Origin of the sequence: Streptomyces viridochromogenes (assembly GCF_001270495.1) — a bacterium.
Lineage (GTDB): Bacteria > Actinomycetota > Actinomycetes > Streptomycetales > Streptomycetaceae > Streptomyces > Streptomyces viridochromogenes_A.
In genome coordinates this window covers 13301-39113 of the sequence record NZ_LGUR01000255.1, presented here as the reverse complement: position 1 = coordinate 39113, position 25813 = coordinate 13301, and the positions used below count along the sequence as shown (strand labels likewise).

The 25813-nt window shown below is 70.4% G+C and carries 27 protein-coding genes and 2 pseudogenes; 12 read left to right on the top strand and 17 right to left on the bottom strand.

Annotation, left to right across the window (positions count from 1 at the left end; genetic code table 11):
- Positions 1–189: 189 nt before the first annotated feature.
- Positions 190–1362, bottom strand: coding sequence for a tRNA dihydrouridine synthase DusB (dusB, locus tag ADK36_RS41955; RefSeq protein ID WP_053201375.1), 1173 nt, complete (start codon positions 1360–1362; stop codon positions 190–192).
- A 70-nt stretch (positions 1363–1432) separates the two neighbouring features.
- On the opposite strand from dusB, the gene ADK36_RS41950 reads away from it, so the two are divergent.
- Positions 1433–2878 (top strand): MFS transporter, encoded by a 1446-nt coding sequence (locus tag ADK36_RS41950; RefSeq protein ID WP_053201373.1) that lies wholly within the window; start codon positions 1433–1435, stop codon positions 2876–2878.
- Between the two features lie 57 nt (positions 2879–2935).
- Here ADK36_RS41950 and ADK36_RS41945 read toward each other — a convergent pair whose 3' ends face one another.
- Positions 2936–3877: a helix-turn-helix transcriptional regulator gene (locus ADK36_RS41945; protein ID WP_234330073.1), complete on the bottom strand. Its 942-nt coding sequence runs from the start codon at positions 3875–3877 to the stop codon at positions 2936–2938.
- A gap of 95 nt (positions 3878–3972) precedes the next feature.
- On the opposite strand from ADK36_RS41945, the gene ADK36_RS41940 reads away from it, so the two are divergent.
- From ADK36_RS41940 to ADK36_RS41930, 3 genes are all read left to right on the top strand, one after another.
- Positions 3973–5406: an MFS transporter gene (locus ADK36_RS41940; protein ID WP_048586361.1), complete on the top strand. Its 1434-nt coding sequence runs from the start codon at positions 3973–3975 to the stop codon at positions 5404–5406.
- Positions 5407–5552: 146 nt separating this feature from the next.
- Positions 5553–5771 carry a hypothetical protein gene (locus tag ADK36_RS41935; RefSeq protein ID WP_048586362.1) on the top strand — a complete coding sequence of 73 codons (219 nt, stop codon included), beginning with the start codon at positions 5553–5555 and terminating at the stop codon, positions 5769–5771.
- Positions 5768–6391 (top strand): GNAT family N-acetyltransferase, encoded by a 624-nt coding sequence (locus tag ADK36_RS41930; protein ID WP_048586363.1) that lies wholly within the window; start codon positions 5768–5770, stop codon positions 6389–6391. The genes ADK36_RS41935 and ADK36_RS41930 overlap by 4 nt, the downstream gene beginning before the upstream one ends.
- Positions 6392–6415: 24 nt before the next feature.
- On the opposite strand, the gene ADK36_RS41925 is transcribed toward ADK36_RS41930, so the two are convergent.
- From ADK36_RS41925 to bla, 3 genes are all read right to left on the bottom strand, one after another.
- Entirely contained in the window at positions 6416–7012 is a 597-nt protein-coding gene (locus ADK36_RS41925; protein WP_048586364.1) for a TetR family transcriptional regulator, read from the bottom strand.
- A 31-nt stretch (positions 7013–7043) separates the two neighbouring features.
- Positions 7044–8057, bottom strand: coding sequence for an aldo/keto reductase (locus ADK36_RS41920; protein ID WP_053201372.1), 1014 nt, complete (start codon positions 8055–8057; stop codon positions 7044–7046).
- A gap of 94 nt (positions 8058–8151) precedes the next feature.
- On the bottom strand, positions 8152–9090 hold the full coding sequence (bla, locus tag ADK36_RS41915) for a class A beta-lactamase (RefSeq protein ID WP_053201370.1): 939 nt from the start codon (positions 9088–9090) through the stop codon (positions 8152–8154).
- Between the two features lie 161 nt (positions 9091–9251).
- On the opposite strand from bla, the gene ADK36_RS41910 reads away from it, so the two are divergent.
- On the top strand, positions 9252–10160 hold the full coding sequence (locus tag ADK36_RS41910; protein WP_053201377.1) for a LysR family transcriptional regulator: 909 nt from the start codon (positions 9252–9254) through the stop codon (positions 10158–10160).
- A 169-nt stretch (positions 10161–10329) separates the two neighbouring features.
- Positions 10330–11286 (top strand): serine hydrolase, encoded by a 957-nt coding sequence (locus ADK36_RS41905; protein ID WP_053201365.1) that lies wholly within the window; start codon positions 10330–10332, stop codon positions 11284–11286.
- Between the two features lie 18 nt (positions 11287–11304).
- Here ADK36_RS41905 and ADK36_RS41900 read toward each other — a convergent pair whose 3' ends face one another.
- The 3 genes from ADK36_RS41900 to ADK36_RS41890 form a co-directional block, all read right to left on the bottom strand.
- Positions 11305–11916 (bottom strand): LysE family translocator, encoded by a 612-nt coding sequence (locus tag ADK36_RS41900; protein WP_053201363.1) that lies wholly within the window; start codon positions 11914–11916, stop codon positions 11305–11307.
- A 94-nt stretch (positions 11917–12010) separates the two neighbouring features.
- On the bottom strand, positions 12011–12400 hold the full coding sequence (locus ADK36_RS49315) for a VOC family protein (protein WP_048586397.1): 390 nt from the start codon (positions 12398–12400) through the stop codon (positions 12011–12013).
- A gap of 99 nt (positions 12401–12499) precedes the next feature.
- Positions 12500–13882: a glycine--tRNA ligase gene (locus tag ADK36_RS41890; RefSeq protein ID WP_048586369.1), complete on the bottom strand. Its 1383-nt coding sequence runs from the start codon at positions 13880–13882 to the stop codon at positions 12500–12502.
- Between the two features lie 162 nt (positions 13883–14044).
- Between ADK36_RS41890 and ADK36_RS41885 the strand changes: the two genes are divergently transcribed.
- Genes ADK36_RS41885 through ADK36_RS41870 form a run of 4 tightly spaced genes read left to right on the top strand, consistent with a single transcriptional unit; the run spans position 14045 to position 17187 of the window.
- Entirely contained in the window at positions 14045–15016 is a 972-nt protein-coding gene (locus ADK36_RS41885; protein WP_048586370.1) for a metal ABC transporter substrate-binding protein, read from the top strand.
- 22 nt (positions 15017–15038) lie between these two features.
- The gene (locus tag ADK36_RS41880) at positions 15039–15815 is read left to right on the top strand and encodes a metal ABC transporter ATP-binding protein (protein ID WP_053201361.1); all 777 of its coding nucleotides are present in this window, start codon (positions 15039–15041) and stop codon (positions 15813–15815) included.
- The gene (locus ADK36_RS41875; protein WP_053201359.1) at positions 15815–16717 is read left to right on the top strand and encodes a metal ABC transporter permease; all 903 of its coding nucleotides are present in this window, start codon (positions 15815–15817) and stop codon (positions 16715–16717) included. The genes ADK36_RS41880 and ADK36_RS41875 overlap by 1 nt, the downstream gene beginning before the upstream one ends.
- 59 nt (positions 16718–16776) lie before the next feature.
- Positions 16777–17187: a Fur family transcriptional regulator gene (locus ADK36_RS41870; protein WP_048586373.1), complete on the top strand. Its 411-nt coding sequence runs from the start codon at positions 16777–16779 to the stop codon at positions 17185–17187.
- A 218-nt stretch (positions 17188–17405) separates the two neighbouring features.
- Here ADK36_RS41870 and ADK36_RS41865 read toward each other — a convergent pair whose 3' ends face one another.
- The 5 genes from ADK36_RS41865 to ADK36_RS41845 form a co-directional block, all read right to left on the bottom strand.
- Entirely contained in the window at positions 17406–17927 is a 522-nt protein-coding gene (locus ADK36_RS41865) for a YcxB family protein (RefSeq protein ID WP_234330072.1), read from the bottom strand.
- A 17-nt stretch (positions 17928–17944) separates the two neighbouring features.
- A complete protein-coding gene (locus ADK36_RS41860; RefSeq protein ID WP_053201358.1) occupies positions 17945–18778 on the bottom strand; it encodes an isoprenyl transferase in 834 nt (277 codons plus the stop codon).
- Between the two features lie 16 nt (positions 18779–18794).
- Positions 18795–19541 (bottom strand): DNA repair protein RecO, encoded by a 747-nt coding sequence (gene recO, locus ADK36_RS41855; protein WP_053201354.1) that lies wholly within the window; start codon positions 19539–19541, stop codon positions 18795–18797.
- A gap of 103 nt (positions 19542–19644) precedes the next feature.
- Positions 19645–20265, bottom strand: coding sequence for a DUF1266 domain-containing protein (locus tag ADK36_RS41850; protein WP_048586376.1), 621 nt, complete (start codon positions 20263–20265; stop codon positions 19645–19647).
- 25 nt (positions 20266–20290) lie between these two features.
- A complete protein-coding gene (locus ADK36_RS41845) occupies positions 20291–20506 on the bottom strand; it encodes a hypothetical protein (protein ID WP_048586377.1) in 216 nt (71 codons plus the stop codon).
- Positions 20507–20823: 317 nt separating this feature from the next.
- Here ADK36_RS41845 and ADK36_RS41840 point away from each other — a divergent pair.
- Together ADK36_RS41840 and ADK36_RS41835 are read left to right on the top strand one after the other, a co-directional pair.
- Positions 20824–21655 (top strand): annotated as a pseudogene (locus tag ADK36_RS41840) (helix-turn-helix domain-containing protein).
- Positions 21637–21928 (top strand): annotated as a pseudogene (locus ADK36_RS41835) (DUF397 domain-containing protein). The pseudogenes ADK36_RS41840 and ADK36_RS41835 overlap by 19 nt, the downstream one beginning before the upstream one ends.
- Here the strand turns inward: ADK36_RS41835 and ADK36_RS41830 are convergent.
- From ADK36_RS41830 to ADK36_RS41815, 4 genes are read right to left on the bottom strand one after another with little or no spacing between them, the layout of a single operon-like run.
- Positions 21914–22900, bottom strand: coding sequence for a hypothetical protein (locus ADK36_RS41830; RefSeq protein WP_048586378.1), 987 nt, complete (start codon positions 22898–22900; stop codon positions 21914–21916). The pseudogene ADK36_RS41835 and the gene ADK36_RS41830 sit on opposite strands and share 15 nt — an antisense overlap.
- Positions 22901–22943: 43 nt before the next feature.
- Complete coding sequence (locus ADK36_RS41825; protein WP_053201352.1) at positions 22944–23915, bottom strand: SCO2521 family protein; 972 nt, start codon at positions 23913–23915, stop codon at positions 22944–22946.
- 1 nt (position 23916) lies between these two features.
- The gene (locus tag ADK36_RS41820) at positions 23917–24897 is read right to left on the bottom strand and encodes an SCO2522 family protein (RefSeq protein WP_048586380.1); all 981 of its coding nucleotides are present in this window, start codon (positions 24895–24897) and stop codon (positions 23917–23919) included.
- A complete protein-coding gene (locus ADK36_RS41815; protein WP_048586381.1) occupies positions 24894–25811 on the bottom strand; it encodes an SCO2523 family variant P-loop protein in 918 nt (305 codons plus the stop codon). Before ADK36_RS41815 ends, ADK36_RS41820 begins: the two co-directional genes overlap by 4 nt.
- Between the last annotated feature and the right edge of the window lie 2 nt (positions 25812–25813).

Below are 25813 nucleotides of genomic sequence, written 5' to 3'. Positions count from 1 at the left end.
CCACCGGACCGAGGACGGACACCCCCCGGCACGGCCCCGCCCCACAACGAACCCGCAGGCGCTACGCGCACCCCCACCGGAGAGCAACAGGCCGCCGCAGGCATAGCCGCGAACCCCCACCGCACCGCACCGCACCGGCACCAGCCCGCCGCAGGCACAGACGCGAACCCCGCTGCAGGCACCCCCCGCTCAACCGCCGGAGGTATCGAGCTCCGCGTCCTCACTCACACCCGCACAGTCATACGGATCCTTCAGCCACCCGTCCGGCAGCACCACCCGGTTGTTCCCGGACGTACGCCCACGTGGCCCGTCGGCGCCGACCGGCCAGGGCTGGTCCAGGTCCAACTCGTCCAGTCCAGACCGGAGTTCCTCCAGCGACGACGTGATCGCCAGCCGCTTGCGCATCTCCGAACCGACCGCGAAGCCCTTCAGATACCAGGCCACATGCTTACGGAAGTCGATGACGCCACGCGCCTCGTCCCCGATCCACTCCCCGAGCAACGTGGCATGCCGGACCATGACGTCGGCCACCTCACGCAGCCCCGGCCGCGCACCGGCCTCCGCACGCCCCTCGAACGCCGCCACCAGATCAGAGAACAACCACGGCCGCCCCAGGCACCCCCGCCCGACGACCACCCCGTCGCACCCGGTCTCCCGCACCATCCGCACCGCGTCCTCGGCCGACCAGATGTCCCCGTTCCCGAGCACGGGAATCTCCGGCACATGCTCCTTCAGCCGCGCGATGGCGTCCCAGTCCGCCGTACCCCCGTAGTGCTGAGCGGCCGTACGACCGTGCAGCGCGATCGCCGTCACCCCCTCCTCGACGGCGATCCGCCCCGCGTCGAGGAAGGTGATGTGATCGTCGTCGATGCCCTTGCGCATCTTCATCGTGACCGGCAGGTCCCCCGCCCCGCTCACCGCCTCCCGCAGAATCGCCCGCAGCAGATTCCGCTTGTACGGCAGCGCGGACCCCCCGCCCTTCCGCGTCACCTTCGGCACCGGACACCCGAAGTTCAGGTCGATGTGATCGGCCAGCCCCTCCTCCGCGATCATGCGGACGGCCTTGCCCACCGTGGCCGGATCAACGCCGTACAGCTGAATCGACCGAGGCTTCTCACTCTCGTCGAAGTGGATCAGCTGCATGGTCTTCTCGTTGCGCTCGACCAGCGCCCGAGTCGTGATCATCTCGCTGACGAACAGCCCCTTGCCCCCGCTGAACTCCCTGCACAGCGTGCGGAAGGGCGCGTTCGTGATCCCGGCCATCGGGGCCAGGACGACGGGCGGCTGCACGCTGTGCGGCCCGATCGACAGGGGCGAGACGGTGGGCGAGGCGACGGGCGAAGCGACGGGCGAGACGGTCATGGGCATTCACTCATTCTCACGTACCGGGCGGGGTGCGGCGAAATTCGTTAGTTAGGCGTACTATTCAAGAATGCCGGAGCTCAGCCCCTGCCGCCGCCTGCTGGTCCTCGCGATCTGCTGCATGAGCCTGCTGATCGTGAGCCTCGACACCACGGCCCTCAACGTCGCCCTCCCCTCGATGCAACGCGACCTCGACACCAGCACATCCGGCCTCCAGTGGACGATCGACGCGTACACCCTCGTCCTGGCCTCCCTCCTGATGCTGGCCGGGTCCACGGCAGACCGGATCGGCCGCAAGCGCGTCTTCATGGCGGGCCTCATCCTGTTCACCATCGGCTCGGCGCTCTGCTCCCTCGCCCCGAACCTCGATTCGCTGATCGCCTTCCGGATGGTCCAGGCGGTCGGCGGCTCGATGCTCAACCCGGTGGCGATGTCGATCATCACGAACACCTTCGTGGACCCGCGCGAGCGAGCGCGGGCGATAGGCGTATGGGGCGCGGTCGTCGGCATCTCGATGGGCGCCGGCCCGCTGGTCGGAGGTCTGCTCGTGGACTCGGTGGGCTGGCGCGCGATCTTCTGGGTCAACCTGCCGGTGGGCCTCGCCGCCCTCCTCCTCACCCTCCGCTACGTCCCCGAGTCCCGCGCCCCCAGGGCCCGCCGCCTCGACCCGGTCGGCCAGCTCCTGGTGATCACCCTGTTCGGCTCCCTGACGTACGCGATCATCGAGGCACCGAACGCCGGGTTCACCGCGGTGCTCCCGTTCGCGGTCGTCGCCCTCGCGGCACTGCTCGGCCTCCTCCGGTACGAGCCGCGCCGCGCCGAGCCCCTCATCGACCTGCGGTTCTTCCGGTCGGCACCGTTCAGCGGGGCCACGGTGATCGCGATCGGCTCGTTCGCGGCGCTGGGCGGGTTCCTGTTCCTGTCGACGCTGTACCTGCAGAACGTGCGCGGCCTCGACGCCCTGCACGCGGGGCTGTGGATGCTGCCGATGGCGACCCCGATACTGCTGTGCGCGCCGCTCTCCGGGCGGCTGGTGGGCACGCGGGGGCCACGCCTGTCGTTGCTGATCGCCGGCACGGCGATGACGCTGAGCGCGGCCATGTTCGCCCTCTTCGACGCCGAGACGTCCAACGTCACGCTGGTCCTCGGATACGCGGTGTTCGGCATCGGCTTCGGCTTCGTCAACGCGCCGATCACCAACACGGCGGTGTCCGGGATGCCGCGTGCCCAGGCGGGGGTCGCCGCGGCGGTCGCCTCCACGAGCCGTCAGCTCGGCCAGACGCTGGGGGTGGCGGTGGTCGGGGCCGTTCTGGCAGCCGGGGTGGGGGCGTCGTCCTACAAGGAGTCGTTCGTTTCCGCCGCCGGGCCCGGGTGGTGGATCCTCACCGGGTGCGGGCTTCTGGTGCTGGTGGCGGGGGCGGTGACGAGTGGGCCGTGGGCTCGGCGTACGGCTGAACGGACGGCTGAGAGGCTGGAGTCGGCAGAGATTCGCGATGCGTCGAGGGTCATCGCGTAGAACGGCGGCCGCGGGTCCGTCGGGGCTGGTCCCGCCCACGCGGCGGAGCCGCGAATGTCACAGCCCGGCGCCCCTTTTCAGAGCGATTTCGTGCAGTTCCTCCAGCCTCTTCCTCGACCCCTCGTCCACCGGCACATACGTCACCATCCGCGGCCCCACGTCCGGACTCAGCCACAGGTCCGTGTGATCGACCGCCACCCGCCCCACATGCCGGTTGAGGAACTCCTTGCGCTTGCTCCGGTGAGCCACCACCTCATGCCGGTCCCACGCCTCGCAGAACTCGGGGGACTCCGCACGCAGCCTCTTCAGGAGCATCTTCCAGGCGGGCTCGGCCAGGTGACCGGCCATCGCGGCGCGGAAGCGGGCCGCCATGAGGCGCTGGGTCTCCTCCAGGTGCACGATCGACGAGCGCCACTCGTCGTGGGTGTACGACAGAACCATGCAGTTGCGGTCCTCGGGCGGCACTGCTTCCAGGTCGCACAGCAGCAGCCCGTACGTACGGTTGTGGGCGAGGATGTCGTAGCGGCTGTTCTGCAGGCAGGCCGGGTACGGCTCCAGTTGCTCCAGGACGGCGCGCAGCGCGGGGGTCACCGACGGACAGGTGGTGGCCGGCGACGGATCCACCGCCCCGGCCAGCTGGAAGAGGTGGGAACGCTCGCTGGGGTCGAGCATCAGCGTGCGGGCGAGGGCGTCGAGGACCTGGACGGAGACCTGGATGTCGCGGGCCTGCTCCAACCACGTGTACCAGGTGACGCCGACCGCCGAGAGCTGGGCGACCTCCTCGCGGCGCAGGCCCGGTGTACGGCGTCGGCTGCCGCGGGGCAGGCCCACCTGCTCGGGGGTGATGTGCTCACGGCGGTGCCGCAGGAAGGCGGCGAGTTCATGCCGCCGGATCTCCGAAACGGCCGTACCGCCCGGGCCCGCGCTACCGCCGACGGCTCGCGTCACCGTCTCCTCGGTCTCCGAGGTCTCCGAGGTGCCCTGGGTCATGCTCGTCATGCCTCCAGCCTGCCGCCCTCCGGACCCTGTTTCCAGGTGGTCCTTCTACCAGGATAAGGAGACTCTGGTACCCGTCTCGGAACGGGAGCAGGCTCATGACCGTGACCGAAACCATCACTTCACGCAAGGCCCCGGCCACCGCCGCGCCACCCTCGCTCGGCGGCCTCGGGCTCTTCACGGTGCTGCTGGGCGCGGCACTTCCGCTCATCGACTTCTTCATCGTCAACGTGGCCCTGCCCACCATCGGCCACGACCTCGCGGCGAGCGAGGCCGTGCTCGAACTGGTCGTGGCGGGCTACGGGTTGGCGTACGCCGTGCTGCTCGTCCTCGGCGGGCGGCTCGGTGACCTGTTCGGCCGGCGCCGGCTCTTCCTGGGCGGCATGGCGGCCTTCGGACTGACCTCGCTGGCGTGCGGGCTCGCGCCCAGCGCGTGGACGCTGGTCGCGGCGCGGGTCGCGCAGGGCGCGGCGTCGGCGGCCATGCTGCCGCAGGTGCTCGCGACCATCCAGGCGGCGACCAGCGGTCAGCGCCGGGCGCGGGCCATGGGCCTCTACGGCGCCACGGCGGGGCTCTCCATGGTCGCCGGGCAGATCCTCGGCGGGATCCTGGTCGCGGCCGACATCGCGGGCACCGGCTGGCGCTCCGTGTTCCTGGTGAACGTGCCCGTCGTCCTCGTCGGCCTCTTCCTGGCCGCCCGAGCGGTCCCGGAGACGCGCTCCCAGCGCCCCGAGCCGGTGGACGGACCCGGCACGGTCCTGCTCGCGCTCTCGCTCCTCACGCTGCTGGCCCCGCTCACCGAGGGCCGGGCGGCGGGCTGGCCGCTGTGGACGTGGTTGTCGCTGGCGGCGTTCCCGTTCGTGGCGGCGGCGTTCTACGCGGTGGAGCGCAGGGCGGACCGGGCCGGCCGTACGCCGCTCGTGCCGCCGAGCCTGTTCGAGCTGGTGTCGCTCCGCCGCGGTCTGGTGATGATCGTGCCGTTCTCGATCGGCTTCAGCGGCTTCATGTTCGTGATCGCGGTGGCGTTGCAGCAGGGCGCGGGGCTCGGCCCGGTGGCGGCGGGGCTGGCCCTCGTCCCGATGGCGGTGGTGTTCTTCTTCGTCTCGTTGGCCGGCCCCCGGCTGGTGGCCCGCTACGGCAGCCGGGTCGTGACCGCCGGTGCGGCGATCCAGGGCGTGGGCGTGGCTCTGATGGCGCTGGCCGCCTGGCGTTCCTGGCCGGACTTCGGGTTCGTCGAACTCCTCCCCGGCGCGGCGATCGCCGGTGCGGGTCAGGCCCTCCAACTCCCCGTCGTCTTCCGGATCGTCCTCTCCGAGGTGCCGACGGCGCGGGCGGGTGTGGGCAGCGGGGTGATGATCACGACCCAGCAGTCGTCGCTGGCCCTGGGCGTGGCGACACTGGGCACGCTCTTCCTGTCCCTCGTCCCGGGGCTGGGCATGCGCGACGCCCTGGTCACCACCCTCCTCGTCCAGCTGGCCGGCGTGGCGCTGACCGGGCTGCTCAGCCTGCGGCTGCCGCGCACCATCGGTTGATCGTCCGGTGAGGGTGTGGCCACAGGTTGGTCAACTCGCCGGGCGAGAATCCCTGTTGATGTTGGTCTTGCGTCACACTCCTTGCTGCGCGGGCCGGTCGGGGCCGCGCACCGAAAGACTCGATGTCCTCGGACGCTGGAGGCGTCATGCTGGAGATCAACACGAGCAAGGTGAGCCGCTGGGACCACCACGGACGCGAACACGTCGTACGAGTACAACGCAAGGGCGCGCAGCGCACGATCAGATGTGACACCTGCGGCTGGCGCAAGGGCGCGCAGTTCCTGCCCTGGCTGAAGGCGGAGGAGCATCTGGCGGAGGCGCACCAGGCGACGGTGGATCCGGCGGAGGCGGGTACCGACCGATGACGCGCGTGCGTCGGTACCGGCCCGAGGACCGGGAGGCCGTCGAGGACATCTGCGTCCGCACGGCACACGAGGGCGGCGACAGCCGGCCGCACTACCGGGACCCCGGCATCTTCCCGGCGACCTTCGCGCTCCCGTACGTCGTCCTGGAACCGGACCTGGCCTTCGTCCTGGACGACGGGTCGGGCCGGGCGGTGGGCTACATCCTCGGGACCGCGGACACCGCGCGCTTCGTAGCGGACTTCCGCACCGCGTGGCTGCCGTCGGCGGCAGCGCGCTACCCGGAGCCGGACGGGCCCCCTGGCAGCCCGGACGAGGCGATGGTCGGGCTCCTGCACCGTCCGGAGCGGATGCTCGTGCCGGAGGTCGCCGCCTACCCGGCCCACCTGCACATAGACCTGCTTCCCGGCTGGCAGGGCCGGGGCCACGGCCGCACTCTGATGCGCACCCTGTTGCAGGCCCTCCAGGACAAGGGGGTCCCGGCCGTGCACCTCTCGATGGTCACGGCCAACACCCCTGCCAGAGCGTTCTACGACCGTCTGGGCTTCCACGAGATCGAGGTCCCCGACCCCGGCCCGGTCACCTACCTCGGGCGTACGACGAAGGACCTCGACGGCCTGTGACGGCTCCTCGGCGCTCTTGACGGCTCAGTCGCGGGACCGCAGCCCGCGCAGCAGCAGGTCCACGACCGCCTCCAACTCCCCCTCCACGCCGGGCTGTTCCCACTCCCGGGCGTAACGGGGGTCGTGGAAGCGGCCCGTGGCGTGGAACAGGGCACGGGCGGTGGTCGCGGGGTCGGAGACCGTGAAGGTGCCCGCGTCGACGCCCGCCTGGACGATCCGGGTCAGCTGGCCGGTCAGGTCGGCGATGTGCGAGCCGACTGCCCCGCCGTTCTCGGTGGCGAGCACCGAGAAGGTGGCGAACAGCTCGGGTTCGTCGCCCGCCTTGCGGCGCTTGGCGGCGAACAGGCCCGCGAACCAGGCGCGCAGGCGGGCCTCCGGGTCGAGGTCCTCGGCGGTGACGATCCCGGAGAGGGACTCGAAGGTCCGGTCCAGCCACCTCTTCGTCACCGCGTCCCGCAGCGCCGCCTTCGTACGGAAGTGCCGGTAGACGCTGCCGTGGCTGACGCCGAGCGCGCGGGCCACGTCGACCACGGTGGCCTTGGCCGGGCCGTGGCGGCGCAGCACCTCCTCGGTGGCGGCGAGGATGCGCTCGGCGGTCAGGGCTTCGCTGGTCGGGGCCATGCCTAGACGGTACCCGGGCCCGGCACCGCGATCAGCGCTCGCTGTCGAGCATGGCCATCTGGGCGGGGGCGTAACGTTCGCCGGCCGCCGCGTCCGCCGGCACGGCGGCCTCGATGGCGGCGAGGTCGGCCGCGTCCAGGGTCACGTCCAGGGCACCCAGGGCCTCGTCGAGCCGGGCCCGGGTACGGGCGCCGACCAGCGGCACGATGTCCTCGCCCCGGGAGAGCACCCAGGCGATGGCGATCTGGGCGACGGAGACGCTCTTCTGCTCGGCGATCTTGCGCAGGGACTCGACCAGGGTGAGGTTGTGCTGGAGGTTCTCGCCCTGGAAGCGGGGCGAGTGGGCGCGGAAGTCGGTCGCCGCGTACTCCTGGCCGGGCGTGACATGGCCCGACAGCAGCCCGCGGGAGAGCACGGCATACGCGGTGACGGCGATGCCCAGCTCGCGCAGGGTGGGCAGGATCTCCCGCTCGGGGCCGCGGGAGATGAGCGCGTACTCGATCTGCAGGTCGGCGATCGGGGCGGTCGCGGCGGCCCGGCGGATGGTGTCCGCGCCGACCTCGCTGAGCCCGATGTGGCGGACGTACCCCTTCTCGACCAGTTCCGCGATCGCGCCGACGGTCTCCTCGATCGGCACGTCCGGGTCGAGCCGGGCGGGGCGGTAGACGTCGATGTGGTCGACGCCGAGGCGCTGGAGGGAGTACGCGGCGAAGGTCTTCACGGCGGCCGGCCTCCCGTCGAAGCCGTACCAGTCGCCGCCGGGGCCGCGCAGGGCGCCGAACTTGACGCTGACCAGCGCGTTCTCGCGCAGGGCGGCCGGGGCGGTGCGCAGCGCCTCGTTGATCAGCAGTTCGTTGTGGCCCATGCCGTAGAAGTCGCCGGTGTCGAGCAGGGTCACGCCGGCTTCCAGGGCGGCGTGGATGGTGGCGACGGACTCGGCGCGGTCCGCCTCGCCGTACATGCCGGACATGCCCATGCAGCCGAGACCGAGGGCGGAGACGCGAGGACCGGTGGTTCCGAGGGTGCGGGTTCGTGTCGTCGTCATGCGTCCAGCCTGACATGACAGCTGACAGATTTCAAAATCTGTCATTCCATATCTGTCAGCTGCCCGGGAACTGTCCAGACCTGACGGCTCGGCCCTAGCGACCGAGGCCCTCGACCGCCACGGTGGCGGCCTTGGCGATCAGGGCGTCGTCACGTTCGGCGCCCTGCTTGCCGCGGGTGGACATCACCGCCATGACGACGGGGTTGCCACCGTCGTCCGGCCACAGCACGGCGATGTTGTTGCGCCCCCCGTATCCGGCGGTGCCGCTCTTGTCGGCCACCTCCCAGCCGTCGGGGACGCCCGCCGTGATGAGCGTGCGACCCGTCATGTTCGTCGTCATCCACTGCCGGAGCAGCTCGCGTTCGTCCCGCTTCAGGGCGTCGCCGAGCAGGAAGGCCCGCAGGCTGCCCGCCATAGCGCGCGGTGTGCTCGTGTCCCGGATGTCGCCCGGAGCGCCTTCGCTCATGTCCGGCTCGTACCGGTCCATCTCGGTGACGTCGTCGCCGAGATCCTCCAGCGCCTTCTCCAGGCCGTCGGGGCCGCCGAGTTCGTGGAGGAGCAGGTTGACCGCCGTGTTGTCGCTGTACCAGAGGGTCGCGGCGCACAGCCCCCGCAGGCTCATGCCGGTCTCGACGAAGTTCTCGGAGACGGGCGAGTTCTCGACCAGGTCGTCGCGCGAGTACTTCACGACCTTGTCGATGCCGTCCGTCCCGAACTTGCGCAGGACGGCACCCGCCGCCAGCGCCTTGAACGTGGAGGCGTACGCGAACCGGTCGTCCGCCCGGTAGCCGACCGACCGGCCCGTGCCGGTGTCCAGGGCATAGACACCGAGCCGCGCGTCGAACTCCCGCTCCAGCGCCCGGAACTGACCGGCGGTGGGCTTCGTGGCGGCGCTCGGTGACGCGGAACGCGCCGCACCGGCGGGGGAGCCGGTACCGGCTTCCTGGCTCCCGCACGCCGGAAGCGCGGCGAGAGCGAGCAGTCCGGCCACCGTCCAGGCGGTGACCCGGCGAGTGCGCGGCGAATACGACATGGGATGGACCTCCGAACCGTAGGGGACACACGGAGCCCGCCGGCCCGAGGGGCAACGCCCTGGGCGGCGGCGACCGTTCACCCCGCACTCTCGGGCCATCGGGGTGCCGGGGTCCAAGACTCGAACGCTTGCTTCCATGCTGTTTTGGCATAGTGGGGCGCGTGGATCTTGTCGCGGCCTGCCGGGCGTTCGTCAGTGTGAGCGAGCACGGCAGCTTCACGGTGGGCGCGGCGGCGGCCCGGACGGCCCAGTCGGTGGTGAGCCGCCGCATCGCCGCGCTGGAGCAACGCCTCGGCGAGCGGCTGCTGGACCGGTCCTCGCGGACGGTGACGCTGACGCCCTTCGGCCGGGACCTGCTGCCGACGGCACGGCAACTCGTGCGGCTCGCCGACCGGCTGGAGCACGAGGCGGAGGCCGCGCGACGCCGGCCGCTGCGGCTCGCCGTCCCCGCCGACTGCCCGACCGCCGCCCTCGCCCGCCTCATCGCCGAGGCGGGCGGGCAGGGAGTGCTCCTCGACCCGTTTCCCGCCGGGCCGGCCGAGCGCGCCGACCTCGTGACCTCCCGGCAGGTGCGTGCGGCGCTGCTCGCGGTGGCTCCCGCCGAGGCGACCTGGACGGTTCCGCTGGGCCTCGCGGTCGCGCGCGAGCCGGGCGGCGGCGGACCGATCTACCTGGACACCCTGCGCCCCGGCCGGGCCGACCGCGACCGGCGGCCCCGGCGCGTGTGGCTCCAGCCGGAGGACGACGTGCCGCACGTCCGGGACCGGCTCGCCCGCCTGCGCGACGCGGTCGGACTGCGCCCGGCCCAGCTGGCCGTCGCTCCGACCGTGGCCGCAGCCGCGGCGGACGTGCTCAGCCGGGGCGACGCGCTGCTGTGCTCGGCCGCGCAGGCCCGCGAACTCCGCCTCCACTGGCGCCCCGTCGGCGAACTGGGCCCCGCCTTCGCACGCGGCTTCTCCCTGGCCGTGGCCGACGAAACGGACGCCGACGGGGTCCGCGTACGCCGGACCTGCGGGCACGGCATAGCCCGGTGCCTCGACGCGACGGAGTCCCCGGAGACACCCCCATGACGGCCCGCCCCTCGTCCGCAGTTCGCCCCCGCCGCCCCTACCCGTCCCAGCCCTGGGGGCCGCCGCCCCCAGACCCCCGCGGTGGGCCCTTCGGGCCTCGTCCTCAAACGCCGGACGGGCTGAAAGATCCAGCGGGGCCTGGGGCGGAGCCCCAGATGGAGACACCCCCATGACCACCAACACCGACCGACTACTCAGCGATCTGCGCCGGGACCTGCGCGAGGGCGGGCTGAACGGCTCGTTCCTCGTCCGGGACCTGGAGACCGGCGACGAGATCGGCATCGACCCCGACATCGAGTTGCCCGTCGCGTCCCTCGTGAAGATCCCGCTCGCCCTGGCCACGCTGGAACGCGTCCGGCGCGGGGAACTCGACGGCGCCAAGGTGATCGAGGTGCCGCCGGGCCGGATCACCACTCCCGGCCCGACCGGCCTGAGCCGCTTCCGGCACGCCGCCCACATCGCCGTCGAGGACCTGCTCTACCTGAGCACCTGCATCAGCGACAGCGACGCCGCAGACGCGCTCTTCGACCTCACCCCGCCTGGCCAAGTGGGGTCGGTACTGGACGAGTTGGGGCTGCGCGGCATCGCCGTACGGCACACCATGCACGAGCTGATGGAAACCCCGGTGGAGCGTTTCGACCCGTCGGACGTGCACCTCGCGCACGCCCTCGCGATCGACGCCGGCACCCCGGGCCGCGGCCACCGCGTCCCCCAGCTCGACATCTCACGCGCCAACACCGGAACGGCACGGGCCTTCGTGGACCTGCTCCAAGCCCTCTGGCGGCCCCGTCCCCGACCTGAGGACGGCTCCGGTGCCGAGCCCTCGGCCATGGCGCTCCACCCCGACGTGGCGGCCCAGGTACGCGGCTTGATGGCCAACAACCTCATACGCAACCGCCTCAGCCCGGACTTCGACTCCGACGCCTCCACCTGGTCGTCCAAGACCGGCACGCTGCTCAACCTGCGCCACGAGGTCGGCGTCGTCGAACACGCCGACGGCCAGAGCTACGCGATCGCCGTCCTGACCGAGTCCCGGGTGGCCGCCGGCCGGCAGCCGGGCGCCGACGCCCTCATGGGGCAGGTCGCCCGGCGTCTGCGCGACGAACTCCGTTCGAGATGGGTGTAGGAGGGCCTGTCGGGCCGTTCAGCGCGCCGTGACCGCCAGCTTCGCCCCCAGTGCCACGAACGCCCCGGCGAAGCCGCGCCGCAGCCAGGTCATCACCCGCGGCCGGGAGGTGACGTGGCTGCGCACGGAGGCGGCCAGGATGCCGTACGCCGCGAAGACCACGAACGTCGCCAGCATGAAGACCCCGCTGAGCGCCAGCATGCGCGGCAGGGCGTGCGCCTCGCCGGGGTTCACGAACTGGGGCAGGAACGCGAAGAAGAAGATCGTCAGCTTCGGGTTGAGGAGGTTGATCAGGACGCCCCGCATGATCACGCGCCCGGCCGAGAGGGGCGCCGCACCCTCGTCCACCGCTAGGGCCTGCCTGTCCTTCAGCGTGGCCCAGGCCATGTAGAGGAGGTAGGCGACGCCGGCGTACTTGAGGATCTGGAACGCCGTCGCGCTCGCGTGCAGCACGGCGGCGACCCCGGTGATGGTGGCCAGCATGTGCGGCACGATGCCGAGCGTGCAGCCGACGGCCGCGACGACGCTCGCCTGCCGGCCGCGGGAGAGCCCGGCGGCGAGGGTGTAGACGACGCCGGTACCGGGGGTGGCGACCACGACGAGGGTGGTCAGGAGGAAGGCGATGTTCATGCGGGCCAGCCTGGGCGCGCGGCGGCCCCGGATACAGGGCCAGTACGGCGCTCGTATCCGGGACCAAAGACGAGCGGGCGCCGGGTTCGTCGGGTCAGACGGGCGCGGGCAACGCGGACCGCTCGGACTCGGCCAGCAACACACAGAACTCGTTGCCTTCCGGATCGGCGAGAACGACCCAGCCCCAACCGTCGGGCCTACGGCGATCAGCGACCAACGAGGCGCCCAGCCCCAGCAGCCGCTGGACCTCCTCGTCCCGCGTGGTGTCGGGGCGCAGGCACAGATGGAGCCTGTTCTTGGTCGTCTTGGGCTCCGGGACCTGGTTGAAGTACAGGGTCGGCCCACCTGGCAGCGTGACCGCGGTCTCCTCGTCACCTGGCCCGTCCTCGGGATCGACCGGGTGCCCGGTCACCTCCGCCCAGAACCGCGCCAGTTGGTAGGCGTCCGCGCAGTCGATCGCGATGTTCGTCACCGTTGATGCCATGCGCACGATCATTTCCCGGACGAGACCTCGCGCGCCACGCAAAAAGCTGACGGGAGACACGACGTCTCCCGTCAGCTTCAGCTCACGAACAAGCCCCGGCTAGGCGCCGATCAGCCGGCTGGCGAGGTAGCCCTCGATCTGGTCGAGCGACACCCGCTCCTGCTTCATCGAGTCACGCTCACGCACCGTGACGGCGTTGTCGTCCAGCGTGTCGAAGTCGACCGTCACACAGAACGGCGTACCGATCTCGTCCTGGCGGCGGTAACGGCGGCCGATCGCGCCCGCGTCGTCGAACTCGATGTTCCAGTTCTGGCGAAGCGCCTGGGCGAGGCCCTTGGCCTTCGGGGAGAGCTCCGGGTTACGGGAGAGCGGAAGGACCGCCACCTTCACCGGCGCCAGACGGTGGTCCAGGCGCAGCACGGTCCGCTTCTCCATCTTGCCCTTGGCGTTCGGCGCCTCGTCCTCGACGTAGGCGTCGAGCAGGAACGCCAGCATCGCGCGGCCGACACCGGCCGCGGGCTCGATGACGTACGGCGTCCAGCGCTCGCCGGCCTCCTGGTCGAAGTAGGTGAGGTCCTGGCCCGAAGCCTTGGAGTGCGCACCCAGGTCGTAGTCCGTCCGGTTGGCGACACCCTCGAGCTCGCCCCACTCGTTGCCGCCGAACTGGAAGCGGTACTCGATGTCAGCGGTGCGCTTGGAGTAGTGGGAGAGCTTCTCCTTGGGGTGCTCGTACCACCGCATGTTCTCCTCGCGCAGGCCCAGGCCGGTGTACCAGTTCCAGCGCTGCTCCATCCAGTACTCCTGCCACTTCTCGTCCTCGCCCGGCTTGACGAAGAACTCCATCTCCATCTGCTCGAACTCGCGGGTGCGGAAGATGAAGTTGCCGGGCGTGATCTCGTTGCGGAAGGACTTGCCCATCTGCGCGATGCCGAACGGCGGCTTGCGGCGCGAAGTGGTCTGCACCTGGGCGAAGTTGGTGAAGATGCCCTGGGCGGTCTCGGGGCGCAGGTAGGCGATCGAGCCGCTGTCCTGGGTCGGGCCGAGGTGGGTGGAGAGCAGACCCGAGAACTGCTTGGGCTCGGTGAACTGGCCCTTGTTGCCGCAGTTGGGGCAGTTGACGTCGGCGAGACCGTTCTCCGGAAGGTGGCCCTTCTTGGCCTCGTACGCCTCTTCCAGGTGGTCGGCGCGGAACCGCTTGTGGCAGGAGGTGCACTCGGTAAGGGGGTCCGTGAAGGTGGCGACGTGACCGGAGGCGACCCAGACCTCGGGGGCAAGGATGACGGACGAGTCGATACCGACCACGTCCTCGCGCGACGTCACCATATAGCGCCACCACTGGCGCTTCAGGTTCTCCTTGAGCTCGACACCCAGCGGCCCGTAATCCCACGCGGCGCGCTGGCCGCCGTAGATCTCACTGCAGGGGAATACGAAGCCACGGCGCTTGCTCAGGCTGACGATGGTGTCGATCTTGTCGGCGGCCACGGTGCTCTCTTCATTACGACGATGGGCGACGAAGCGAGGCGCTTCACAGCGAATGCTTCAGGGTACCGGCGGGGGATCCCCCTCAACCAAATCGGTTGCCCTCCGTGGACCGCTCATCACGCTTGTTGACAATCGTTTCCAATTTTGCTGAAAATGACTGTCATGAACGTACGACGACATCACATATCCGGCCTCGCCCTGGCGGCTGTCACCGCCCTCGGTGCCGGCACCCTCTCCGCCTGCTCCTCGGACAGCGCGGCCGCGGGCAACACGGACAAGTTCGACGTCGTCGCGTCGTTCTACCCCATGGCCTTCCTCGCCGAGCAGATCGGCGGCGACCATGTGAACGTCTCCAGTCTGACCGAACCCGGCCAGGAGCCGCACGACCTGGAGATCAGCGCCCAGCAGCGGGCGCAGCTGGAGGACTCCGACGCCGCCCTCTACCTCAAGGGTCTCCAGCCCTCCGTCGACGAGACCGTCGAGCAGTCGGGCCTCAAGACGAAGATCGACGCCGCCACCCTCACCAAGCTGGAGGACCACGGCGACGTCGAGCACGAGCACGAGGGCGAGGAGGCGCACGCCGAGGAGGGGCACGCCGAGGAGGAAGAGCACGCCCGCGACCCGCACATCTGGCTGGACCCGGTGAAGTACGCCGAGGTCGCCAAGGGTGTCGGCGCGGCCTTCGAGAAGGCCGACCCGGACCACGCGGCCGACTACAAGAAGAACACCGAAGCGCTGGTCAAGAAGCTCGACGCGCTCAACACCCAGTTCGCGGACGGCCTGAAGAACACCAAGAGCAAGGTGTTCTTCACCAACCACGCCGCCTTCATCTACCTCGCCGAGCGCTACGGCCTGACCCAGGAGGCCATCTCCGGCCTCGACCCGGACAGCGAGCCCAGCCCGGCCCGGATCAAGGAGCTCCAGGAGGAGGCCAAGGCCGACGGCGTCACCACCGTCTTCTACGAGACACTGGTCTCCGACAAGACCGCGAAGACCCTCGCCGACGACGCCGGCCTCAAGACGGACGTCCTCGACCCGCTTGAGGGCATCACCGACAAGTCCAAGGGCGACGACTACTTCGAGGTCATGGAATCCAACCTCACGGCCTTGAAGACGGCCCTGGGAGCCAAGTGAGCCACACCCTACGGAGGACGGCATGACCGAGCCCGTCGAGCCCGTCATCTCCCTGCGCGGCATCCGCGCCGAGCTGGGCTCGCGCCCCGTCCTGCGCGGCATCGACCTCACCGTGGACCGCGGTGAGGTCGTCGCGCTGCTCGGCGCCAACGGTTCGGGCAAGTCGACCGCCGTGCGCACCATCATCGGCCAGGTGCCGGTCAGCGCCGGCGAGATCGAGCTGTTCGGCACCCCGCGGGCCCGCTTCCGCGACTGGGCGCGGTTGGGCTACGTCCCCCAGCGCACGACGGCCGCGGGCGGGGTGCCCGCCACGGTGGGCGAGGTCGTCTCCTCGGGCCGCCTGTCCCGCACCCGCTTCGGCGTCTTCCGCAAGGCCGACCACGCGGCCGTACGACGCGCCCTGGACCTCGTCGGCATGACGGACCGCGTGAAGGACTCGGTCAACGCCCTCTCCGGCGGCCAGCACCAGCGCGTGCTGATCGCCCGCGCGCTCGCCTCCGAACCCGAGCTGCTGATCATGGACGAGCCGATGGCGGGCGTGGACCTGGCCAGCCAGGAGGTGCTCGCGCAGACGCTCAGGGAGCAGGTCGCCGCCGGCTCGACGGTCCTGCTCGTGCTCCACGAACTCGGCCCGCTGGAGCCCTTGATCGACCGGGCGGTCGTCCTGCGCGACGGCTGCGTACTGCACGACGGCCCGCCCCCGAGGGCCGTCGGCCAGCACGCGCTGCCCGGCCACGACCACGTACACCCGCACGCGGCTCACGACGCCGAACCGATCCGGACGGGGCTGCTGAGCTGATGGACTTCCTGAACTACGACTTCATGCAGCGGGCGCTGCTCGCCGCGGTCCTGGTGGGCATCACGGCACCCGCCGTGGGCATCTACCTGGTCCAGCGCCGCCAGGCCCTGATGGGCGACGGCATCGGACACGTGGCGATGACAGGCGTGGGCCTCGGCTTCCTCCTGTCCTGGTCCCCGGTATGGATGGCGACACTGGTCTCGGTCCTCGGCGCGGTCCTGATGGAGCTGATCCGCTGGTACGGCCGCACCCGCGGCGACATCGCCCTCGCGATGCTCTTCTACGGCGGTATGGCCGGCGGCGTGATGCTGATCAACCTCGCGCCGAACGGCTCCAACGCCAACCTGACATCATACCTCTTCGGCTCCCTCTCGACGGTGAGCGAGTCGGACGTAACGGCGATCATCCTGCTCGCCGCCTTCGTGGTGTTGGTCACCCTCGGGCTGCGCCGCCAGCTGTTCGCGGTGAGCCAGGACGAGGAGTTCGCGAGGGTCACGGGGCTCCCGGTCCGCGCCCTGAACCTGCTGACGGCGATCACCGCGGCGGTGACGGTGACGGTGGCGATGCGCGTGGTCGGTCTCCTCCTGGTCAGCGCGCTGATGGTGGTGCCGGTGGCGGCGGCCCAGCAGCTCACCCGGAGCTTCGCGGCGACGTTCGCGATCGCCGTGGCGATCGGCATCACGGTGACGATCGGCGGCACGGTGACCTCCTACTATCAGGACGTTCCCCCCGGCGCGACCATCGTTCTGCTGACCATCGGCGCCTTCATCGCGCTGACCGCGCTGGCGAGCCCGCTGGCCCGGCGCAGGGCCCGCGCCCTGGCCGCGGCGCAACCCTCCGGGGACCCGGCGGAGTGCGCGATTCCGGCCAGCCGAGGGGCCTCGGGCAAGGTCGGCGTCTGACCGCTGACAGTCCGGGCTGGCACAATGGCCCGGCAAGTGCAGACGTGAGGAGGCAACCGGTGACAGTCGCTGGACCGCCCGTAAAGGGCCGCGCGACTCGGCAACGGGCCGCCGTGGCGGCGGCCCTTGACGAGGTCGACGAGTTCCGCAGCGCGCAGGAACTCCACGACATGCTCAAGCACAAGGGCGACTCGGTCGGGCTCACCACGGTCTACCGCACCCTCCAGTCCCTCGCCGACGCCGGCGAGGTCGATGTCCTGCGCACCGCCGACGGCGAGTCGGTCTACCGCCGCTGCTCGACCGGCGAACACCACCATCACCTTGTCTGCCGTGTCTGCGGCAAGGCGGTCGAGGTGGAGGGGCCGGCGGTGGAGAAGTGGGCGGACGCGATCGCGGCGGAGCACGGGTTTGTGAACGTGGCGCATACGGTGGAGATCTTCGGCACCTGCGCGGACTGCTCCGCGGGCTGAGCGGAACTCGCCCCCGCCGCCCCTACCCGTCCCATCCCTGGGGGCTGCGCCCCCAGACCCCCGCTGTCGGCCCTGCGGGCCTCGTCCTCAGACGCCGGACGGGCTGAAAACGCCTGGCGAATCCAGCCCCCTCCGGCGTTTGAGGAGCGGGGTATGGGGCGGAGCCCCAGAAGGATGGGACGGGTAGGGGCAGCGGGGGCGAATTCAGGTGGTGGGGGTTACACGCGGTGCAGGTGGTGGCTCAGTAGCGTGCGCAGGCGGTCGATGTCGGCCGGATCCGCCACGCCGCGCTTCGGCAGGATCTCCACGAGCAGGATGTTCGGGTCACGGCTCAGCAGCACCAGATGGTCACGCGTCTCGCGGTACCCGCGAAAGATGGACCAGCGCTGCAACAACACCGTGTGCTCGGTCTCGGCACTGATACCGGCACCACTGACCGTCGTGCGGTACTCCCCCTGCCAGGAGACCGTCTTCAGCACGTGATGGGCCTGAAGATGCGGGGTGAACCAGATCGCGCAGGCGCACACGGCGCTCAGCACGAGCGAGACCACCCCCACACCCACGAAGGCACCCAGCACCACGACCAAGACGAACGGCGCCATGAGCACCGCACGCACCACTGTCAGCTTCCGGATCCGGTCCCGCGTCCGAATCCCGGTGAGTATGTCGGCGCGCGTCGGCCGGTAGGCCAGCTTTACGGAATGCGCCTCTTCCATGAGGTCCCGCCCCTGGTGATCCATGGGCGGAACCCTAGCCCTCAGTCCTGCCTGCCCTCCATGGCCAGCAACTCCTCGTTCGGAATGGCCCCACCGAACCGCCGGTCACGCGAAGCGAACTCCAGGCACGCCCGCCACAGGTCACGCCGGTCGAAGTCCGGCCACAGCACGTCCTGGAAGACCATCTCGGCGTAAGCGCTCTGCCAGAGAAGGTAGTTGGACGTGCGCTGCTCACCGCTCGGGCGCAGGAACAGGTCCACGTCCGGCATGTCCGGGTAGTACATGTACTTGGCGAAGGTCTTCTCGTTCACCTTCGACGGGTCCAGCCGCCCCGCCTTCACGTCCTCCGCGAGGACCTGCGCCGCATCCGCGATCTCGGCCCGCCCGCCGTAGTTCATGCAGAAGTACAGCGTCAGCTTGTCGTTGTCCTTGGTCTGCTCCTGCGCGATCTGGAGCTCCTTGGCGACGGACTTCCACAGCTTGGGCATCCGGCCGACCCACCGCACCCGGATCCCCAGCTCGTCGAGCTGATCGCGGGTCTTGCGGATGAAGTCGCGGTTGAAGTTCATCAGGAAGCGCACCTCGTCCGGTGAGCGCTTCCAGTTCTCGGTGGAGAAGGCGTACAGGGAGATCGCCCCCACGCCCATCTCGACCGCCCCCTGGAGGACGTCGAGCACGCGCTCGGCACCGACCTTGTGGCCCTCGGTGCGCGGGAGCCCCCGCTCCTTCGCCCAGCGGCCGTTCCCGTCCATGACGATCGCGACATGGTTGGGGACCAGCTCGCCGGGGAGCTTCGGCGCGCGGGCACCGGACGGATGCGGCTCCGGTGTCTTGTACTCGCGGCGCCGGCGCCCCAGGAACCCACTCACAACCATGTGCTTTCCGTCTCCCTTACTTTTCCACGTACCGAAGCGAGCGCAGCCCGCGCTCCAGGTGCCAGTGCAGATAGGCGGACACCAGCCCGCTGCCCTCCCGGACGTGCCGCGACTCGCAGGCGTCGGCCGTCTCCCAGTCTCCCGTAAGCAGCGCGCCGAGCAGTTCGAGCGTCTGCGGCGACGGTACGACGCTACCGGGCACCCGGCAGTCGACACAGACCGAGCCCCCGGATGCCACCGAGAAGAAGCGGTTCGGACCGGGCATGCCGCACTTCGCGCAGTCGCTGAAGGTGGGGGCGTAGCCGTTGACGGCGAGGGAGCGGAGCAGGAACGCGTCGAGAACGAGGTGCGGGGCGTGCTCGCCGCGGGAGAGGGTGCGCAGGGCCCCGACGAGCAGCAGATACTGCTGCACCGCCGGCTCGCCCTCGTGGTCGGTGAACCGCTCGGCGGTCTCCAGCATGGCCGTCCCGGCGGTGTACCGCGCGTAGTCGCTGACGATCCCGCCACCGTACGGAGCGATGGTCTCGCTCTGCGTGCACAGCGGCAGCCCGCGCCCGATCAGCTCGCTCCCCCGCGCGAAGAACTGCACGTCGACGTGGGAGAACGGTTCGAGCCGCGCCCCGAACTTCGACTTGGTCCGCCGCACCCCCCGAGCCACGGCCCGCACCCGCCCGTGCCCCCGCGTGAGCAGCGTGATGATGCGGTCCGCCTCGCCGAGCTTCTGGGTGCGCAGGACGATGCCGTCGTCACGGAAGAGACTCATAGCGCACCCCTGCGGGCTTCCGGCCGGGGGTCCGTGCCCCAGCGGGCTTCCGGCGCGTCGTCGACGAACAGGGTCATGGCTTCATTCTCGCGTACGCCCGCAGTCACCGGGTGCGGTCGGGGTGGCTGATGGTGTTCCAGGGGGCGAGGTTCCAGGGGCTGGAACGATTCTCCGGGTCCAGCAGCGCGCGCAGATGCGCGTCGGCGGCCGTCTGCGGGGCCGGGAAACCGACGTCCGTCGTGCCCTTCAGCCCGTCCCGCCACACCTGCCGACCGAGCAGATAGTGAGCGGCGTACTCCTGCCAGGAGCCGTACGTCCCCACGACCGCCGGCACGATGTTCTTCAACGCGGTCCAGGCGTCGGACTCGCCGATCAGCCCGCAGGCGAAGCCACGACGGGCGATGTCGACATACAGCGCGGCGTCCCAGGCGAGCGGCGAGACGCCGGTGACCCGGTACGCCCGCGCCCGGTACCCGCTGCGGGACAGTCCGTCGAGCCGGCCGACCAGCTGCTCACGCGTGGTGATCTCCCACTGCTCGGCCAGCCAGCGCCGGGCCCCGTCGTCGTCGATCCGCGTGAACGGGTACAACGTGGTCCGCGAGGCGCCCCGGTCCCGGCTCACCGGCGCGCTCAGCGACACCATCCACAGCTGGTGCGTGGTGAGCGGCACGGGGTAGCGGCGGGTGGCCTTCGGCCCTCTCCTCCTCCATCTCCACAAACCCATGCCGCCGCACTCTACGGGTCCTGGGTCAAGGAACCTCACCCCGACTTCGCGCGTTGGCGTACGCGGTCGCCGCGCGGAGCCGCTCGGCGGGGCTGGCCGTCCGTACGACCCCGGGCTCGGCGTCCCACTCCTTGCCGCCGCCGTACGGTCTGAGTTGGACGTACGGCCCCTCGTGCCCCATGACGATGCCGATTCTTCCGTTGCGTGTGTCGACGACGTACGACCCGATCGGTGGCTTCATCGGAGTGCCGCCGCGAGGCGCTGCGCGGTCTCGACGGAACATCGGCCCAATTCCACGAGCGGGCAAGGGGCTTCACGCGCAAGACTCGCCGGTTCGATCCGGAGTGTCGGGAGCGTAATTCCTGCCTTCTGCAGCACCGCCCGCAATTCCTTCACTGCTTCCTCCGCTTCTTCGACGCAGTGCGCCGAGTGTCGTGCCGTCACGTGACTCCCCTCCTATTTGGGTTTCACTCATTCCATCTCCATCCTGACCTGCGGCGCCTACACTCGGCAGGAGTCTGTGCCCTACAAGTGCCGGGAAGTGCAAGGGGGTTGGCCATGGCCAATGGTTCACGGCTGGCGGCGTGGGAGTTCTTCGGTGCGGAACTGAAGCGGCGAAGGGAGGACACCGGGATCACTCAGGTGGAGTTGGGGTCCCGGGTATTTGTCTCCGGCGGATACATCGGCCAGTTCGAACAGGCGATCCGAAAACCAATTGGACGTGGCCCAGCGGATTGATGAGGCGCTACAAACCGACGGTATTTTCGAGCGGATGTGGCGACGGCTCATCAATGACCAGCAGTACGCGGATTACTTCGCCGAGGTGGTGGAGCTGGAGCGGCTGGCCACGAAGATCTGCGAGTTCGCGCCCGCGCTGGTGCCGGGCCTGTTACAGACAGCCGGGTACGCACGGGCGGCGACCCTGGCGATGAACGCGTTTGCGACGGATGAGTACATCGAGGACAAGGTGTCCGGCCGACTGGAACGCCGGCACATCCTCAAGGACGCTACACGGCCCGTGTATTGGGTCGTCCTGCACGAGAACGTGCTGCGTGTCCCGGTCGGCGGCCCGGCGGTCATGGCGGAGCAGCTGGAGCGCGTGGCGGCGATGGCACGGGAGCGAACGGCGCTCGTCCAGGTGCTGCCGTACGCGGCTGGGGCGTACGCGCTCATGACCGGTTCGCTGAAGCTGATGGAGTTCGAGGACGCCCCGCCAACCGCCTATACAGAAGCCGTGTATTCGGGGAATCTGCTGGACGATCCGGCTGTGGTGAAGCGCGCGAACGCGGCATACGATCTGATCAGGGCCGCCGCGCTGTCGCCGGAGGCGTCCCTGGCCCTGGCCGAGTCGGCGGCGGAGGACTTCAGACGATGCGCGAGTACGACCTGACCAACGCGAGCTGGCGCAAGAGCACCTACAGCGACGGTAACGGCGGGGACTGCATCGAGGTCGCCTAGCGACTTCCCCGGCGCCGCCCGCTGGCGCAAGAGCAGCTACAGCAACGGCGACGGCGGCAGCTGCGTCGAGGTGGCCGACGGAGTCCCCGGCGTCGTCCCCGTCCGGGACAGCAAGCTCGCCTCGGACAGCCCCGTACTCCTCATCTCCGCCGCCGCCTGGGCCGAGTTCGTCAGCCGGGCGGCCCGGGGGTCAGTCCTCGGGTAGTTCCGGGGGCTCCTCGACCCTGGCGTCCCAGAGCAGCTCGAAGCGTTCCATGCGGCGGGTGAGGATCTCCTCGCGGTCGTCCAGCTTGGCGTTGGGGTAGAGCTGCTCCACATCCGTGGTCATCTCGAAGCGGAGCTCTCCGTCGAAGATGACGAACTCGGGCGTCGGCCCCACTCTGCGTATGTGGGGTGGCAGCTCGGACAGGGCGACCACCCCGGCCTGGATGTCGTTGCTGCGCTGGTCCCTGAGGATGTCCTTCAGCTTGTCGTTGACCACCCGGTTCCGGAAGTGCTGGACGATGAACAGGCGCCTGACCTTGACGCCGTGCTCCCGGATCACGTCGCGCTGCACGCCCAGGTAGTGCTGCGCGGTCGCCGTCTCCCAGAACGCCAGGTCGACGAAGGTGCTGGTGGTGTCGATGCTCTGGCGGGCACACTTGGTGAGGGCGATGAGGGTGTCGTTGTTCTCGCCCTCCCAGTCGGCGGTGCCCGAGGCCAGCTCGGTCATCGTCTTGGCCAGCCGCGTGATCTCGGCCTGGGCGAACCTCTGCATGAAGCCCTGGCCCTGTGATCCCACGCGCGCGGCGCTCCTCACCAGCCGCAGCACCTCCTCCTCCGGCATCCTGGAGTCCGTCAGCTCGCTGAACAGGGATGTCACCGCACCGACCCGCCGGAACCCCTGGTCCACCAGCTCCGTCATCTCACGGTGGTGCCTTCTCAGGTCCGCCTGGTGGCTCGTCTCCACCGAGTTCAGGCGGCCTTCGAAGTCGACCATGTACTGGACGATCAGCGTGGCGCCACCGATGACGACGGCGAGGGCGAGTTGCCACAGCTCCTCGTCGGACTGGTCGATCAGGTTGGTGATCACATAGGTGACCGTCCCCACGGCCAGGGTGATCAGGATCTTCAGCACGACCGGGGGTATGTGCAGTCCGCGCGTCGCCGGCCCGGGGGTTCCCGGCTCTCCGTCCATGCCTGCCTCTTCTTCTTCCACCGGAGTCGTTGGAGCTACTGAGTCAGCGCCGGGAGAGCGCCTCGTACGGCCGCGGAACTGCCTGAAGCGCCAGTCGGTCCCGGATGCGCCGGCCCAGGTTCTCCCACTGCCGGGAGAATCCCGGTCTGTCTTCCAGCACGTCCCACAGGTGACCCAGCGCGGGGTCCACGTGCGCCCGCGGCATCCACAGATGCAGCAGGTGAACCACGACCGGATGCAGCACCTCGACGACCGAGGGTCCGTCCGCCGCACCGAGGCGGCTGTTGTCCAGCATGTACTGAGTGGTCGTCAGAAGCCAGTCGTGCAGGGCGAGATCCTCGCAGAGGCCCGCCGCCGCGGCGGCCGGGACGTCCGCGGGCAGCAGGAGCTCCATGGCCCGCAGGCCGCCCTCGGCCACCGTGAAGTTCACCAGGGACGCCCGCCCGCCCTCGGGTTCGCGTCGCGCGACCCAACGGAGCCTCGTGGGGCTGGACTTGAAGGGCACCCTGCGGTCCAGAAGCGCATGGCGGCGGAGCTGGGCCAGCAGGCCCTCGGCGATCATCCCAAGGTCCAGTTCGCCGCGCCCCGCACCGCGTAACACGCCTTCCGCGACGGCCTGTCGGGGCAGCTTGCCGAGCGGCTCGACGAGACCCGGCCGTACGAGGTACTGGCCCCAGGGGCGCCGCACGTCGGGCCCGGCGGCCGGGAGGCTGACGTACGCCGTCGACTGCAGCAGACGGCCCTCGGTCAGCGCCCCGCGCACGGCCACCGTACCCACGGCCCGCACCTTGGCGCCGTTGGCGGCCGGCAGCCCGCAGTCCACCCCGGTCAGCACCTCGGGGGAAAGGGCGTACATAGTGGGCCGTTCGGAGACCCGGACGTGGTCGTCGGCGCGCAGCCTGAGCAGCTGGGCGGCGGCCCTGCCGTCCAGCGCCTGCAAGGACGGCAGCAGACAGGTGCGCACCTCACCGCAGACGAGCACCGAATGCGTCGGTGGACCGGAGGGCGATGGCATCTCATGCCTCCTCGGCCGCGGAGGCGCCGCCGGGCTCCTCGTAGAAGACGTAGGTGGCGCGCTGCGCGACCGCCGCCGGCACCGGCATCCCCTCGCCGGCGGACCGCGTGGCCACCTGGTCCAGCGCCCCGGCGTCGACGTCGATCTGGTCGAGGATGAGCCGTACGGCGTCCTCGACGGCGAGGAAGCGGTTCGGCATGAGGGTGCAGGTGCGGTAGGCGCTGAAGGCCGCCTTGGTGTCGGTGAGCCTGGTCAGCGGCGGCAGCCGGTCCCAGTCGTGCGGGAAGTCCTCGCCGGCCCAGGAGGTCGGAACGAGTACCGGCTCCCCCAGGTGCCGTAGCAGCCCCAGCCGGGCCAGTTGCCATACGGCGGCCAGGAACGGGCAGGACCAGAGGCGCCGGCCGTCCTTCTCCGACCACAGCTCCACGTCCATGAACACCGAGTGGTTGCGGGCCGCGGTCTCCCGAGGCGGCTCCCAGCCCTTGATCTCGCCCAGGGCGCTGCGGGGCGTCCAGGGTGTGCGCTGGCCGTTGGCGAGCCAGCCGGTCCGGCTGACGGGTGGCCGGGAGCCGTAGCTGCCCGGTGGCGGGGACTCGACCAGACGGTGCATGACGGACTCGGCGAGTTCGATGCGGTCGGCGACCGCGCAGGCCGACTCCCGGGCGAGGTAGTCGATGACGAGGCCGGCCCGCTCGGCCTCCTTCAGCACCATCGGGATCAGCTCGGCGGGGGTCGAGAAGCGGCTGAAGTAGTCGTCGACGAGGAAGCAGGTGCTGATGCGTGGGCGCTTGGTGCGGCGGTCGACCGAGGCGCGCACCGCGTCCACCCAGACCCGCACCTCGGCGAAGTGCTCGCGCAGCCGTTCGGGCCCCGCCTCGAAGTCCTCCATGTAGAGATGGCCCAGCTCCACGGAGAGATGGGCGAGCGGCACGGACTGGGTACGGGGCTCCGCGGTGGACTCCCGGAACACGGCCTCGGTCACGCCTGCTCCCAGTACTTGTCGTCGGTCAGCCGCCCGGCCAGCCGGCTGAGGGCCTGCCAGGTCTCCTGGTTGGCGATCTGGCTGTCGACCACGTCCTCGGCGGTGATGAGCTGCTCACGCCACTGAAGGACGGGTTCGAGGGGCACGGAGCCGAGCACCTGGCTGTAGCCGACGCCCTGGGCGGAGGCGAGTTGCCTGAGATCGCCGTCCGTCTTGCGCATCCACGCCGACTGGGTGGGTGAGACCTGTGACCACAACGGCGATTCGGGGTCGGGTACGGCAGCCCGTACGAAGCGGATGGCGCCGCGCAGCGCTTCCTCGTCATGGCCGCGCGCGACGCCGCCGGCGATGATGCCCCGCACGCCGAAGGCGAGGCTCGCCGCCGCGGCCACGTGTTTGTGGGTCCAGCGGTGGAAGACGAGCCAGCGGGCCGTGATCTCACGCATCTCGGGCTGTGCGGTGGCCTCCAGGGCCATGTCGACGGCGTAGGAGCGGCCGGCGCTGAGGTCGACGACGACCAGGTCGTACTCGTAGTACAGCTTCATGAGCAGGTCGACGCAGTGGCGCAGGTTGTCGTCGCTGGTGGCGAACTCGCCGCCGCTGACGTCGCCGGGCATCAGCACCAGACGGCCGCAGCCGGGCGGCGGGTTGCGCAGCACCGGGTGCTCGGTCTTGGCCCAGACGTCGATCCACGCCGGCTCGCCGACCTCGCCGATCAGGTAGGCGTGCAGGCCGCGGCCATCGGTGGCCTCGCGGGCGTCGGCCACCTCGAAGACGGTCGCCGCGGTGGGTGAGCCGAAGTCGAAGTCCAGGTAGCAGACGTCGTCCCCGGCCATGGCCCGGTGGTAGGCGAGGTTGGCGCTGGTGACGGTTCGGCCCGCGCCTCCCTTGTCGGAGGCCGCGAAGATCAGCACGG